This window comes from Microtetraspora sp. AC03309, assembly GCF_020826795.1.
Classification (GTDB): Bacteria; Actinomycetota; Actinomycetes; order Streptosporangiales; family Streptosporangiaceae; genus Microtetraspora; species Microtetraspora glauca.
In genome coordinates this window covers 1-14,225 of record NZ_JADDIL010000034.1, presented here as the reverse complement: position 1 = coordinate 14,225, position 14,225 = coordinate 1, and the positions used below count along the sequence as shown (strand labels likewise).

At 71.2% G+C, this 14,225-nt stretch carries 12 protein-coding genes; 6 read left to right on the top strand and 6 right to left on the bottom strand.

Going from position 1 to position 14,225, the window contains the following annotated elements; translation table 11 throughout:
- The first annotated feature begins 107 nt into the window (after nucleotides 1-107).
- Nucleotides 108-560, top strand: coding sequence for an NUDIX domain-containing protein (locus IMZ11_RS20945; protein WP_228643993.1), 453 nt, complete (start codon nucleotides 108-110; stop codon nucleotides 558-560).
- A gap of 72 nt (nucleotides 561-632) precedes the next feature.
- Here IMZ11_RS20945 and IMZ11_RS20940 read toward each other — a convergent pair whose 3' ends face one another.
- Together IMZ11_RS20940 and IMZ11_RS20935 are read right to left on the bottom strand one after the other, a co-directional pair.
- Nucleotides 633-3,182: a collagenase gene (locus IMZ11_RS20940; protein WP_228643991.1), complete on the bottom strand. Its 2,550-nt coding sequence runs from the start codon at nucleotides 3,180-3,182 to the stop codon at nucleotides 633-635.
- Between the two features lie 267 nt (nucleotides 3,183-3,449).
- On the bottom strand, nucleotides 3,450-4,232 hold the full coding sequence (locus IMZ11_RS20935) for an ATP-binding protein (RefSeq protein ID WP_228643989.1): 783 nt from the start codon (nucleotides 4,230-4,232) through the stop codon (nucleotides 3,450-3,452).
- A gap of 216 nt (nucleotides 4,233-4,448) precedes the next feature.
- Here IMZ11_RS20935 and IMZ11_RS20930 point away from each other — a divergent pair, with 216 nt between their 5' ends.
- On the top strand, nucleotides 4,449-5,405 hold the full coding sequence (locus IMZ11_RS20930; protein ID WP_061257854.1) for a LysR family transcriptional regulator: 957 nt from the start codon (nucleotides 4,449-4,451) through the stop codon (nucleotides 5,403-5,405).
- Between the two features lie 239 nt (nucleotides 5,406-5,644).
- Here IMZ11_RS20930 and IMZ11_RS20925 read toward each other — a convergent pair whose 3' ends face one another.
- Nucleotides 5,645-7,261, bottom strand: a complete 1,617-nt coding sequence (locus IMZ11_RS20925) for an MFS transporter (RefSeq protein ID WP_228643987.1) — start codon at nucleotides 7,259-7,261, stop codon at nucleotides 5,645-5,647.
- A 317-nt stretch (nucleotides 7,262-7,578) separates the two neighbouring features.
- Between IMZ11_RS20925 and IMZ11_RS20920 the strand changes: the two genes are divergently transcribed.
- Nucleotides 7,579-7,947: a YciI family protein gene (locus IMZ11_RS20920; RefSeq protein WP_228643985.1), complete on the top strand. Its 369-nt coding sequence runs from the start codon at nucleotides 7,579-7,581 to the stop codon at nucleotides 7,945-7,947.
- Nucleotides 7,944-9,194 carry an RNA polymerase sigma factor gene (locus IMZ11_RS20915; RefSeq protein WP_228643983.1) on the top strand — a complete coding sequence of 417 codons (1,251 nt, stop codon included), beginning with the start codon at nucleotides 7,944-7,946 and terminating at the stop codon, nucleotides 9,192-9,194. The genes IMZ11_RS20920 and IMZ11_RS20915 overlap by 4 nt, the downstream gene beginning before the upstream one ends.
- A gap of 24 nt (nucleotides 9,195-9,218) precedes the next feature.
- On the opposite strand, the gene IMZ11_RS20910 is transcribed toward IMZ11_RS20915, so the two are convergent.
- Nucleotides 9,219-10,784 (bottom strand): MFS transporter, encoded by a 1,566-nt coding sequence (locus IMZ11_RS20910; protein ID WP_228643981.1) that lies wholly within the window; start codon nucleotides 10,782-10,784, stop codon nucleotides 9,219-9,221.
- 54 nt (nucleotides 10,785-10,838) lie between these two features.
- On the opposite strand from IMZ11_RS20910, the gene soxR reads away from it, so the two are divergent.
- The gene (gene soxR, locus IMZ11_RS20905) at nucleotides 10,839-11,327 is read left to right on the top strand and encodes a redox-sensitive transcriptional activator SoxR (RefSeq protein ID WP_228643979.1); all 489 of its coding nucleotides are present in this window, start codon (nucleotides 10,839-10,841) and stop codon (nucleotides 11,325-11,327) included.
- 46 nt (nucleotides 11,328-11,373) lie between these two features.
- Here the strand turns inward: soxR and IMZ11_RS20900 are convergent, their stop codons facing one another.
- Complete coding sequence (locus IMZ11_RS20900; RefSeq protein WP_228643977.1) at nucleotides 11,374-11,853, bottom strand: Lrp/AsnC family transcriptional regulator; 480 nt, start codon at nucleotides 11,851-11,853, stop codon at nucleotides 11,374-11,376.
- Nucleotides 11,854-12,039: 186 nt separating this feature from the next.
- Between IMZ11_RS20900 and IMZ11_RS20895 the strand changes: the two genes are divergently transcribed.
- The gene (locus tag IMZ11_RS20895; RefSeq protein ID WP_061257860.1) at nucleotides 12,040-12,852 is read left to right on the top strand and encodes a tryptophan 2,3-dioxygenase; all 813 of its coding nucleotides are present in this window, start codon (nucleotides 12,040-12,042) and stop codon (nucleotides 12,850-12,852) included.
- Nucleotides 12,853-12,864: 12 nt separating this feature from the next.
- Here IMZ11_RS20895 and IMZ11_RS20890 read toward each other — a convergent pair.
- The coding region (locus tag IMZ11_RS20890) for an MFS transporter (RefSeq protein WP_228643975.1) at nucleotides 12,865-14,225 on the bottom strand (1,361 nt) is incomplete at its 5' end.

Genomic DNA, 14,225 nt, shown 5'->3' with positions numbered 1-14,225 from the left:
GGGCCGGGAGCGTACGGCGGTGGGAGTCCGTGCCGAGTGGAAAACGCGTGGTGGTTACGCCATCGTTGACGGGCCATCGATCGGCAGGACCACCCGAGGTGAACGACGTGAAGAGGCTCATCGCCCGCCTGTGGCGGGCCATCCGCGGCCCGATGCAGTGGCGTCTGCTGTGGCTGGCCCACGCCACGTTCATGGTCGGCGTCACCGGCGTCGTACGCGATTCCGAGGGGCGGGTGCTCCTCCTGAAGCACCGGCTGTGGCCGGAGGGGCGCCAGTGGGGTCTGCCGTCGGGCTACGCGAAAAGGAGGGAGACGTTCGAGGAGACGGTCGTCCGCGAGGTCCGCGAGGAGACCGGACTGGACGTCCGCGCGCACCGGCTCGTCCATCTCCGGAGCGGCTTCCGGCTGCGGGTGGAGGTGGCCTACGAGGCCGAGTTCCTCGGCGGCACGCTCAGGACCGACGGCTTCGAGATCCTGGAGGCGGGCTGGTTCTCGCCGGACGACCTTCCCGAAGGGCTGCAGGACTCCCACCACCTTCTGATCAAGGGCGAGAGCGTCTGACACGGAGGCCGGGACCGGACACGAGGTCCGATCCCGGCCGGGGATCCGGTGCCACCGAACGGTGGTCGAGCGTCAGTACTCGACCTTCACCGCGGCCCCGCTGACGTTCTCGTTCGCGTACAGGCTGACGTAGTGGTAGCCGGCGGCCGGTCCGGTGACCGTCAGGGTCTCGCTGTTGCCGGAGCCGGTCGACCGCTGGCTGTACGCCGTCTTCGTGGCCCAGGCACTGGCGCTGTAGTAGAGGTCGGCGTTCCCCGTGCCGCCCGACGAGGTGATGACGAGCCTCGCGGTGCCCGCCGGGACGTACAGGTAGAAGTAGGCGTAGTTGCCGGAGGTCGCCGACACATTGCTCCGCCGGCAGTTCTTGCCCAGCTCACGGGTGTCGGCCGAGGTGCACTCGGGCACGGATCCGCCCCCTGACGACACCGTCACCTGCCGGGTGGCCGTCCCGGTCGCGCCGTCGTCGTCGGTGACGGTCAGCGTCACCGTGTACGTGCCGGCCGTGCCGTACGTGTGCGAGGGGTTCGCCGAGGTGGACGACGAGCCGTCACCGAAGTCCCAGCGGCGCGAGGAGACCGTGCCGTCGGAGTCGGTCGAGGTGTCGGTGAAGGTCACGCCGAGACCGCTCGCGGTGAACGTGAAGCCCGCCACCGGCGCCTGGTTGCCGCCGCTCCCGCCGCCCGAGCAGGAGCCGGACGCGCACGCGGCCAGCCACGTCCACCAGTCGCCGTCGTAGCGGCCGCCGATCGTGCTCGTCAGGAAGGTGCGCGCGCCGTTCCAGTTCCCGGAGCGGTAGTGGCCGAGGACGGTGGCGACGTCGGCCGCGTGCTTCTCGAACATGTACCGCACCGCCAGGTAGCCCCACCGGTAGATGCGCGTGGTGTCGTGCGAGTAGGTGGTGTCCCACAGGGTGCTCAGCGCGTACGTCCGGTTCGCCGCCTCGGCGATCGCGGCGTCGTAGGCGACGTTCCGGTAGGAGTACGAGACGTACTCGGCGAACCCCTCGATCCACCAGATGGTCGGGGTGGTGACCCCGGCGCTGAAGTCGCCGTACATGTCGAACCGGCCGTCGAGGTAGTGGGTGTACTCGTGGTTGAGGTTCCAGATCTGGAACGCCGGCCGTACCCACTCGGCCTCGTAGGCGATGAACCGCGGCTGGTTGCCCGCGGCGGCGGGGTCGCCCTCCAGGTACATGCCACCGTTGTTGGTGTCGATGCCGAACATCGCGCCGGCGTAGGTCTGGTAGTCCGTGCTTGAGTCGAAGACGCAGACCTCGATCGTCGTGTTGTTGTCGTTCGCGACCGGCGTGCCGCCGTCCTTGACCAGGGTGTGGAAGTACGCGTCCTGGTTGGTGAGGCTGGCGCAGGAGTCGGCGAGCTGCGCGGAGGTCATGTCCTGGGCGCGGATTCTGATGCTCGAACCGCACGAGTACGTGATGGACAGGACGCTGGCCGCGAGCCGCGCCTGCAGGTCGCAGGTGCCGTAGTAGGAGCAGTTGGCCTTGTCGTAGCTGTCGGTCATCTCGGCCACGCCGACCCACAGCGGCGCGGTCCTCCCGGTGATGGCGCTGCGCTGGAGGAGGTCCCTGGCCAGCGGCCGGACCGTGGACAGCAGCGCGGAGTGCTGCAGGAAACGGCCGAGCTCACGGCCCGCGTTGGAGGTCAGGTACGCGCGGTCCGTGCCGAGCAGGTCGAGGTGGTTCACGGCGAAGGAGTCGAGCGTGTCCAGGACGCTGGGGTCGGCCTGGACCGCGGTGACGAACGCCGGCACCTGGTGGCCCCGGAAGAGCACCGTGTAGACGTTGTTGACCGCGTTCAGCATCCACCAGTGGGCGTCGTAGGCGCTGGTGTAGCCGCTCAGCAGCCGCTTCACGACGTACAGGTAGCGGTCGTTCTCCTCGGCGCTGTCGATCAGCATGACCGCCTCGGCGAGCACCTCGCCGTTGGCGTCGCTGACCGTCGAGGAGCGGGAGTTGCCGAAGAACGCGTCCAGGCCGGCCCGGATCGCGGTCTTCAGCGTCGACCCGTACGAGCCGACGGTGGACGGGTTGTACCAGTGCACGTAGTAACCCGCCCGCAGGTACAGCACGAGCTGCGCGGTGCCGGTGCTGTTGTCACCGGGGTAGTTCACCGCGTTGTCGCGCAGGCCGTACGCGACGCTGGTCATCTGCGCCTCGCGGAACGCGGCCGCGGCGTCGCCCCCGGTCAGGTTGAAGAGGGTGTTGACGCAGTCCGTGGTGGAGGACGTGATCTGCTGGACGAGGGCGCTTCCGGTACGGCCGGTGAAGTCGCTGACGTTGCACGCGGCGGCGGCGGCCTTGGCCGATGCGGCCGACCTGGACTTCAGCGACGGCCGGGGGTGTGTCGGGGCGGACTCGGGCAGGTCGTAGTCCTGCCGCAGGTGGTCGGTGGACGAGGGGAGCGGCGCGCGGTCCCTGATCGGGAGCGGGGAGCGCTGGACGTGCCGGGCCCCGTCGTCGGCGGTCAGCGCCGGGACCGGCGCGGGTCTGGCGTCCGCGCGAGCCGCCGAGATCGCGGCCGGCTGGAGCAGGAGCCCCAGACCGAGGACGAGGGCGAGCAGCGGTGGTCTTCTGAGCGCGCGCAGGGGTGAGGTGATTCTCACGTGCAACCTCCGGGGGGTGTCGAAGAACGAGCGTGAGGTTGGGTGTTCGGGCAAGAGGCTCCGCGTACGCGGGCCGCGTGGCTCCGGGGTTTCACATCCGGAGGATCGAAGGGGGTGTGCAGCCCGTAGTTTGGTGACGAAATCCGACCAGCGGCCATAAAGGCGGACATAATTGTTGGTTATGGCTCGCCAATCGGCGTGCTCCTCAACCACGACCTCTGCGCGGAAATGGAATCCCGGTAGGGAAAGAGCCGGAGGGAGGCCGTGTTACAGGGGGAGCGCCGTGGGGGAGCAGACCGGGGTGAACTCCTCGCTGTGGCGGACGACCCGCTCGACGACCTCGATCTCGTCCGACGCGGGGAGCCACGCGATCTCGCGGCCGGGCAGGTGGTAGGAGATCGACTCCTCCCGGATCCACACCTGCCACCCGGCGCCGGCGTGCAGCACGCTCCGGTCGGCCGCCAGATGCGACCGGAGACCACGGGCCGTGAGCAGCGTGTGTATCCGCTCGGCGGACCTGCGGCGGGACCTCGGTCGCGGCAGTGCCGGCGGCATCGTCGCCTGGGCGGGCAGAGGAACGGTGAAGAAGACCACCTTTCCCGGACTCGGCGCCGCGCCCAGGCGACCGCGTGTCGGGTGGATGCCCCAGCGCCCGCCGTGCTCCGCGGTCAGGGCGTCCACCAGGTGCAGCCCGCGCCCGCCGGTGGCGTCCGTCGGCGCCGACCGCGGCGGGCGGCGGGCGGGTCCCGTCCATGGCACGGGGTCGAACACCTTGATCACGATTTCCGGGCCGGTGTGCCGCCGCAGGTAGGCCCACAGCTCCGGTCGGCCCGCTCCCGATGATGTCCGTTCAGCCCGGTACGCGTGCAGCAGCGCGTTCGTGGCGATCTCTGAGGCGATCACCGTGGCGTCGCAGGTCAGGTCGCGCGGCATGCCGAACTCGCGGTACACGGATCGTACGGCCGACCGTGCGAACTCGGCGCACGTCGCGTCCAGCGGCAACGGCCAGGCGGGGAAGCCGCCGTCGCTCAGGTTCGCCGGGATGTCCATGGCTCGGTTCCGGGGTGGAGATCAGCCGTGGTCAGGACCATGTCGCGCTCCTTCGCGGCGGCCCGGGAACGGGCGCCGGGCATGGCCGTGATCCACGGCCGAGTGGTCCCCGGACTTCCTTTCGGTGAGCGTCGGGAGAGGGATTGGGGAGTTATACGCGGCAGTTTGTCCGGGGAACCCGGCCGGCTGTTATTAGTTGTCGCATAATTCTCGGTTATGGATCTCGATATCCGGCATCTCCGTATGATTTGCGCGATAGCGGAGTCGGGCAGCCTGACAAGGGCCGCTGCCCAGGTGGGGCTTTCCCAGCCGGCCATGACCAACCTGCTGCGCCGGGTCGAGAGTCTCGTCGGAGGCGCGCTCTTCGTCCGCAGCCGCTCCGGCGTGGAGCCGACACCGCTGGGCGACCAGGTCATCGCCCGCGCCCGGATCGTGCTGTCGGAGGTCGACACGCTGTTCGGTGACCTGCGCGGAGCTTCCGGCGCGGCGGGTTCCCTCCGGCTGGGATCGGTGCACGTGGCCTGCGTGGGGAGCATCGTCAACCGCGTCGGCGACGCGCTTCCCGGACGCGAGATCTCACTGCGCATCGAGCCCTCCGCGGTGTTGCTGGCCGAGGCGCTCACCCACGGCCGTCTCGACGCGGCACTGCTCGGGGTGATCGAGGGATTCGACGTCATGCTGGCGGCGCCGGTCGTCAGCAGGACGCTGGTCCCCCGGTATCCGATATTTGTCGCACTCTCCGCCGCGCACCCGCTGTCGGGGAACGAGGAGATCCGGTTGGCCGACCTCAAGGACGAGTCCTGGATCAGCCCGCCGGGCGCCGACGACGGCTCCCTCGCGGCGCTGCGGGCGTCGTGCCGCGCGGCGGGCTTCGAACCCGACATACGCTTCGAGGCCCCGAGCGGAGCCGCGCGGCCGCTGGTCGCGGACGGGCACGGCGTGCGCCTGGTCGATCCCTCCTGGCCCGCGCCGGACGGGACCGTCGTACGGCCTCTCGCCGGAGAGCCGCAGGTCGCCCGGTTGCTCGTCGCGTGGCGCAGGGATCGCCTGAGCGACGCGACCGCCGGGGCGATCTATCGCGGCCTCGCCGCCGCTTTCACCGACCATGTGGACGACAATCCCGTCTTCGGACGCTGGTGGGACGCGCACCCCGAGGTGCATCCGCTGCTGTGACGCCGATGTGGCGATGCCTCACTTCCATTAGGAAACTTTCCTAATGAAAACGCCACGAGGGTCCCCGCGTCAAGACCTCCGCGCACTCGGCTGTGCACGGCGCGTTCGCCACCGGCGGCCCTCCAGCCTGCACGCGGCGGTCTGGATCGGGGACCTGTCGCATCGCCACCGGTTCATCACCGACGATCCCGGTCCCCTCGGCGTGAACGGCGCGGAGACCGTGATCGTCGGCCGGGTCGTCACGCGTCCCGGTGTGCCCCCCGTGCCTGCCCGGCGGTCGCGTCGGGCTCGCCCACGGCGCTCCCCTCGACGGCGTCGGCGGTGTCCCCGTCGTGACCGCTCCGCCGGGGCAGGCGTGTCATGAGGAGCGCGAGGAGGGCGAAGAGGACCACGCCGATCAGGCTGACGGTGACCAGCCCGCCGGTGAACGCGTCGTGCGCGGCGTGCAGGAGCTCGGCCGCCTCCTCGCCGGGCAGGCCCGCCGCCGCGCCGTTGGCGCCCGCGACGGTCTCGCGGGCGGCCCGCGCCGCCTCGGCCGGAACCCGCGACGGGACGGCTCCGGACATGTGATGACGGTAGACGGCCGCGCCGACGGTGCCGAGGACGGCCACGCCGAGCGTCCCCCCGAGGTAGTTGCTGGTCTCCGACGTCGCCGCCGCCGAACCGGCCCGCTCCGGCGGGACCGATCCGACCACCATGTCGGTGCCGAGCGCGAACAACGGCCCGGTGCCCAGCGCGAGTACGGCGATGCCCGCCACGATGAGGACCGGCCCCTGCGCGTCGCCGTCGGCCCGGGTGACCAGGGCGAGCAGTCCCGTGCCCGCCGCGGACAGTGCCAGCCCGCCCGCGATGGCCGCGGTGGGGGAGAGCCACCGTACGATCATCGGGGTCAGCATGGTGCCCAGGGCCACGGCCAGTCCCATGGGCGCGAACCACAGCGCCGCCTCCGCCGGGGCGAACCCGAGGACGCTCTGGAGATACTGCGTCACGAGCAGGCCGGTTCCGGCCATGGCCACCCCGGCGAGCGCCAGCGCGATCAGGATCAGGCGGAACGAGCGCCGCGCGAACAGGCGCAGGTCCAGGAGCGGATGGTCCAGCCGCATCTGGCGGCGGGCGAAGACCACCGCGAAGACGGCTCCCATGATGATCGCCGACAGTGGCACGGCCGACAGGCCGGCCCCGGTGACCGCGAGCTGCTTGATGCCGTACACGATCGGCAGGATCGCGAGCAGTGAGAGGGCGACGCTTGCCGGGTCGAGCCGTCCGGCGTCCGGGTTGCGGAACTCGGGCAGCAGGAGCGGCCCGGCCAGCAGCAGGATGACGATGATCGGCACGGCCAGCAGGAACACCGACCCCCACCAGAAGTGCTGCAGCAGGACCCCGCCGAGCACGGGCCCGAGGGCCGCGCCCGCGAACTGGCAGGTCGCCCAGATCGCGATGGCCGTGCCCCGCTGTGCCGCGTCCCGGAACATGGAGCCGATCAGTGCCAGGGTCGAGGGCATCAGGGTGGCCCCCGCGACGCCCAGGACCGCGCGGGAGCCGATCAGCATCGCCGGGCTGACGGAGTACGCCGCCAGCAGCGAGGCGAGACCGAAGGCGGTCCCGCCGATCAGGAGCAGTCTGCGGCGACCGATCCGGTCGCCGAGGGTGCCCATCGTGACGACGAGACCGGCGACCATGAACCCGTAGATGTCCGTGATCCACAGCTGTTCGGCGCCGCTGGTGCCGAGATCCGCGCTCAGATGTGGCAGGGCCAGGAACAGTGAGTTGATGTCCAGCGCCACCAGCAACGTGGGCAGCGTCAGCACCGCCAGTCCGGCCCATTCGCGCCAGCCCGCTTTCGGAGCTTGGGGCATGAGATGTCCTTCCTCGTCGACTCGAATGGTCCGCGCAGATTCGCGGTCCCCCCACAGGGGGTCGGAGCGGGAAGCCGATTCTTGCGCCCGGCCGCGGGGATCCTGGCGCGCGACATGCGGGTCCTCGGGAAACCCGGGCGGACGCCGGGTTGAATGTATGCGCGGACGTCCGTAAGCACGTCCGGGGGAATGCCGGAAAGTCGTCCGGAGGAGATGCCGCGGGGATGTCAAAACCGCGTCGCCCGCCACGACTCATCTATGAGGGCGCCCATCGGGGGCACCACGGACGTCGTACGAACGACAGCGAGGAGAACGACGTGCAGTTCCTGTTGATCATGCACATGAACCCGCAGATCTGGGACGCGCTGACCGAGGAGGAGCGCCAGGACGTGATGAACGGCCACGGCGGATTCATCAAGACGATCCAGGAGTCCGGCGAGATGATCGGCACCCAGGCGCTGGCCGACCCGTCCACCAGCGCGGTCGTCCGCGTCCGCGACGGGAACCCGGCCGTGACCGACGGGCCGTACCTGGAGGCCAAGGAGTACCTCGCCGGCTTCTACCTGGTCGACTGCGAGAGCAGGGAACGGGCGATCGAGTTGGCCGCCATGATCCCGGACGCCGCGGTTCCCGGGTTGGGCATCGAGGTGCGGCCGGTCATGTTCTCGGCCGGAATGGAAATGTGACGACGACAACGGAGATCGAGGACCTGCTGCGCGAGCTGGCGCCGCGGGTCCTCGGCCTACTCGTCCGCAGGTACGGCCAGTTCGAGACCTGTGAGGACGCCGTCCAGGAGGCGCTGCTCGCCGCGTCGCTGCAGTGGCCGGTCGAGGGGGTGCCCCGCAACGCCCAGGCATGGATGACCACCGTCGCCGGGCGCCGGGTGATCGACCAGATGCGCGGAGACCAGGCGCGGCGCGACAGGGAGGCCGCCGTGGCCGCCCGCACGCCGTACGACGAGCGTCTCGCGCCGGGGCCGGAGGAGGAGCGGCCGCCGGGCGGGGACGACACGCTGACCCTGCTTTTCCTGTGCTGCCATCCCGCGCTGACTCCGGCTTCCCAGGTCGCGCTGACCCTGCGCGCCGTCGGCGGCCTGACCACCGCGCAGATCGCCCGCGCCTTCCTCGTGCCCGAGGCGACCATGGGCCCGCGTATCAGCCGGGCCAAGAAGCAGATCAGGGACGCGGGCGCCTCGTTCGGGATGCCGCCGGAGGACGAGCGGGCCGAGCGGCTGCGCGTGGTGCTGCACGTGCTGTACCTGATCTTCAACGAGGGCTACGCGGCGACCTCCGGTCCCGACCTGCACCGCCACGACCTGACAGGGGAGGCGATCCGGCTGGCCAGGATGCTGCGCCGGCTGCTGCCCGACGACGGCGAGGTCGCCGGGCTGCTGGCGCTCATGCTGCTCACCGACGCGCGGCACCCGGCCCGCACCACGGACGACGGCGCCCTGGTACCCCTGGAGGAACAGGACCGTACGCTGTGGGACGCCGCGGCCATCGAGGAGGGCACCGCGCTGGTCACCGACGCCATGGCCCGGTCCCCGCTCGGGCCGTACCAGCTCCAGGCGGCCATCGCGGCGGTGCACGTCCACGCCCCCAAGCCGGAGGACACCGACTGGCGGCAGATCGCCGTGCTGTACAGGATCCTCGAACGAGTCGCGCCCAACCCGATGGTCACCCTCAACCGCGCCGTCGCCGTCGCGATGACCGAGGGGCCCCGAGCCGGGCTCGACCTGCTGCGGACGCTGGAGGACGACGATCGGATGGCCGCTCACCACCGCCTCCACGCCGTGCGCGCCCATCTGCTGGAGATGGCCGGGGACCATGTCGCCGCCCGTGAGTGCTACCTGCTGGCCGCACGCCGTACGGCCAGCCTGCCCGAGCAACGCTATCTCCACTCCCGTGCCGCCCGGCTGCCACCGGACCCGTGACGTCCGGCCCGCCGGACGGCCGCGTCACGAGGACCGGGGCGGTGTGGCATGAAGCGGTGAGACGGCGCGTCCGAGCAGGACCGTGACCAGGACGGCGGCTCCGCCCATCAGCACCGCGCTGATCGTGGCGGTCAGGTGAAATCCATGCGTGAACGCCTCACGGGCCAGGTCGAGCGTCTCGGCGCCCAACCGGCCGGGCAACGTGCCCGCCGCGGACACGGCCGCGCCCAGGTTGTCCCGGGCGGCGGCGGCCACGGCGGCGGGGACACCGGGCGGGACGCTCTCCGACATCTCGCCGCGGTAGACGGCGGTGATGACGCTGCCGAGTACCGCGATCCCGAGAGCCCCGCCGAGCTGGGGTGCCGTCGAGGAGATCGCCGCCGCGGCTCCGGCGCGCTCGCGTGGCGCGGCGGCGACGACCATGTCGGTGGCCAGCGCCATCATCGGGCCCAGCCCGGCGGAGACGACGACGGCCCCGGACACGAGCAGGCCGAGGCCACCCGGCTCGCTCACCTGGGTGAGCATGCCGTACCCGACGGCCGACACGGCCAGGCCCGCGCCGATGACCGCCGCCGGGCGGACCCGGCGGACGATCCTCGGCGCGAGGATGGACCCGGCGATGACGCCGACGGCGGACGGCGCCGTCCACAGCCCCGCGTCCAGCGGCGACAGCCCGTGCACGAGCTGGAGATACTGCGCGACGGCGTAGTTCGACCCCCACAGCACGAAGATGCCGAGCGCCAGCGTGCCCGCCGACGTGCTGAACGCCCGGTCGGCGAACAGGCGCGGATCGACGAACGGGTCGGCGAGGCCACGCTGCCTGCGCACGAACAACACCGCCAAAACGCCACCGGCCAGGACAGCCAGTACGGAGACCGGGTCCGGGCCGTCGGCCGCGATCCGCTTGAGCCCGTAGACCACCGGCAGGACGGCGGCCAGGGACGACAGCGCGCTGACGGCGTCCATCCGGCCCGCCGACGGATCGCGGTGTTCCGGCAGCAGGAGGGGGCCGGCGAGCAGCAGGCACGCCATCACCGGGACGCCCAGCAGGAAGACCGACCCCCACCAGTAGCGTTCCAGCAGCCATCCGCCCACCAGGGGTCCGATCGCGGTGCCGGCGGAGACACTGGCGACGATGATCCCGACCGCCACCGTCCGCTGCCGGGGGTCGCGGAACATGGTCGCGGTGAGGGACAGCGTGGACGGCATCAGGGTCGAGCCCGCGACCCCCATCAGGGCGCGGGCCGCGATCAGCGCCGGGGCGCCGGACGCGTACGCCGCGAGCACCGAGGCGGCACCGTACGCGGCGGCGCCGATCAGGAGCAGACGGCGGCGTCCGATCCGGTCGCCCCACGCGCCCATGGTGATGAGCGACCCCGCGAGCAGGAACGCGTACACGTCCACGATCCACAGCAGCTCGGTGCTGCTCGCGGACAGGTCCCTGCCGATGGCGGGCAGCGCGAGATGTGTCACGGTCAGTTCAAGGGACGCGAGCAGGGCGGGAAGTGCCAGTACGGCGAGCCCGGCCCATTCACGCCCGCCGGCCGGACGGTGTCCGACGGGGTCGATTCTCTCCTCGTGTGTCGTCATGCGGTCGATCCTGGAACCTCAAGCAATATTGAGGTCAAGTCGTATGATCGGCGCATGCCCAAACTCCCCCTGGAGATCAAGGAGCTCACCGTGGGGCAGCTCTCGGAGCGGTCCGGCGTCGCGGTGAGCGCCCTGCACTTCTACGAGGCCAAGGGCCTCATCACCAGCCGCAGGACGGCAGGGAACCAGCGCCGCTACTCACGGGACACGCTGCGCCAGGTCGCGGTCATCCGCGTGGCGCAGCGGGTCGGCATCCCCCTGCGCGTCGTGGCCGAGGCGCTGGAGACGCTCCCCGAAGGCCGGACGCCGACTCCGGAGGACTGGGCGCGGCTGTCCACCGAGTGGCGGGCCGAGCTCGACGCCCGCATCGACCAGCTCGTCCGCCTGCGTGACCGGTTGTCCGACTGCATCGGGTGCGGCTGCCTGTCCCTCGACAGATGCGCGCTGCGCAACCTGGACGACCGGCTGGGGGACGTCGGCCCCGGTCCGCGCCGCCTGCTCAGCCGCCGGATCGCCCAGGAGGACCACTACACCTCATCGTGAACGTCCACCCCTGAACATCCTCCGGAACGTCCGCCGCGAGGCGGCTTCACCATGGTTCGGCGGCGTCCTGGCGATCCCGATGGTGCGGGGCGGGAGGGGCGGTGACCGGGCGCCAGGGCACCGGGCTGGACAGGACCATCGTGCTGGACGGCCTGCCGTACTGCGCGAGCCGGTCGATCAGCGCCTCGAACTCGCCCATCGACGGCACCGCGACCAGGAGCAGGCAGCAGGTGTCGCCGGTGACCCGGTACACCTGGAGGATCTCCGGACGGGCCAGGGCCTGCTCGTCCCGGAGCACGCAGCGCGCGCCGTAGCAGGACATGCGGATCAGCGCGCGCACCGTCCGCCCGGCCGCCGCCAGGTCCACATGGGCGTGGTAGCCCGAGATCACCCCGGTCTCCTCCAGCCGCCGGACCCGCTCCGCCACGGCGGGGGCCGACATGTGCACCCGGCGGGACAGCTCGCTGTAGGAGAGCCGCGCGTCCGCCTGCAGCTCGGCCAGGATCGCCCAGTCCATCGTGTCCATGACCACACCCTCCGGTGGATGAGCTCGCGGGGCCGAGCTCGTAGAGACGAGCAGAGACGAGCAGAGGTGAAAGGTGAACGGCCGATTTGGCTTCCGATCGTAAAGCATCTCGGCCATATCGCCTTTCACATGCTATTTCATGCTTTGCCGTAGTCGCAGATCATTGAAAGAGAACGAGGAGGGAACATGAGATCGCCCACGGTGGACTTCGCACACGGCACGCCCTACGACGAGTACGTCGGCACCGACGTCCTGCACACGCTGCTGCGGCCGCGGACCGACGTCCCCGAGGAGCCCGCCTTCCTGGTGACCACGCAGGTCATGGAGTTGTATTTCGGGCTGATCCGGGCCGAGTTGCGCCTCGCCGTACGGCGGCTGGACGAGGACGACGTCACCGCCGCGACCGTCGTCCTGCGCCGCGTCACGCGCTACCTGGAGGTGCTGAACGTCGCCTGGTCGGCGCTCGGCGCGCTCACCCCGCCCCAGTTCAACGCCTTCAGGGACAGCCTGGGCGAGGGGTCCGGATTCCAGTCGGCGATGTACCGCCACGTGGAGTTCCTGCTCGGCAACAAGTCGGAGCCGCTGACGAGGCCGCACCGGGGCAGCCCGGAACACTACCGGGAACTGCTGGAGGCGCTGCGCGCGCCGAGCCTGTACGACGCCGTGCTGGCCCTGCTGTCCCGGCACGGCCACCCGATCCCCGCCGAGACGCTCGCCCGCGACCGTGCGGAGCCGTACACGCCGAGCCCGGTGGTGGAGGCCGCATGGGTGCGCGTCTACACCGAGCACGGGCCCGGCGACGAGCTGTGGGAGCTGGCGGAGACGCTCACCGACATGTCCGAGCGGTTCTCCGAGTGGCGGTACCGGCACCTGATGTCGGTGCGGCGGACGATGGGCGCCAAGATCGGCACGGGCGGCTCCAGCGGTGCGGGCTGGCTGGAGCGCTCGATGCGCCGGGAGGTCTTCCCCGAGCTGTGGTCCGCCCGCACCGCGATGTGACCCGCCCGCCGGTCACCCGGCCAGGGCGTGCCGGTCGGCCTCCTCCTGGAGCTCGTCGAGATCGGTGCTGATCACCGCCGTCGGCAGGGCGTCCGGCAGTTCGTCCTCGATGTGGCGCAACCGCCTGATCCGCAGCCCGGCGACGCCCCACAGCGAGAGCAGCACGCCGGACGCGCCCAGGAGCACCCCGATGGCCGGCCCCGTCGCGGCCCCCGTCAGCGACTCCGACCAGGTGGTGAGCGGCGCCGCGGTGAGGTACCCGACCGGGGTCATCACGGTGGCCAGCATCTGGTTCGTGGACAGCACGCGGCCCTGCAACTCGATCCTGACCTTGAGCTGGATGATCGACAGCCAGTGGGCGTTGATCACGCTGGTGGCACCCCAGCGCAGCGCCAGGCCGACGGCGACGAGCGGGACCACCGCCAGCGCGCCGGTCAGCCCGACCAGCACCGTCGCCAGGCCCGCCACGGCCACGAACCCGACCATCCCGTCGGCCAGCCGCCGGGTGCCTCCCCAGACCATCATCACGACGCTGCCGAGCACCGCGCCGAGGCCGCCGACGGCCGTCACCACGCCCAGGTCCGTGGCGTCCCCGAGAGACAGCACCATCGGCGAGACCACGGCGAGCGTCAGCGCGGTGAAGTAGTTGACGACCATGAAGTACCCGGCCATCACCATCAGCGGGGGCCGCCGGACGAAGAACCGCCATCCACCGGCCACGGCCGCGCGGAACGACTCCTCCCTGCGCCGGAACATCCGGTCCGGGATCCGTACGGCGAGCAGGGAGAAGAACGCGACCGCGAACGTCACCACGTCGGCGCCGACCACGACGGGCAGCCCGGCGAGCGCGACGAGCGCGCCTCCCGCCAGCGGGGCGACCAGGTTGCCCAGGCCGATACCCGCCTGCGCCAGCGCGTTGGCCTGCGGCAGGTACGGCTTCGGCACCAGTTGGGCGATCGCGGCCAGGTACGCGGGCCGGTGGAACGCCGTGACCACCGAGGTGAGCGTCACGATGCCGCAGACCACGACGAAGTCGAGCCGGTCCAGCCACAGCAGGAGCGCCACGGCGGCCATGCCGAGTCCGTTGAGCGCGTCGCAGACCAGCATGATCCGCCGCCGGTCGTACCGGTCGGCGACCGCGCCGCCGACCGGCCCCATCAGTACGGAGGGCAGCAACGCCAGCATCGTGACCAGCGCGAAGTCGAAGACCGCGCCGCTGCGCTGGAAGGTCCACACTCCGAGGCCGAACGAACTGAGCGAGCTGCCGACCATCGACACGAGCTGGCCGATCGCCACGGTGAAGAAGCCGCGCAGGTCGCGCGGGCTCGGCGCCGCCTGGACCGCGCGCCGATCGTGCCCCCGATCCCCGCCCT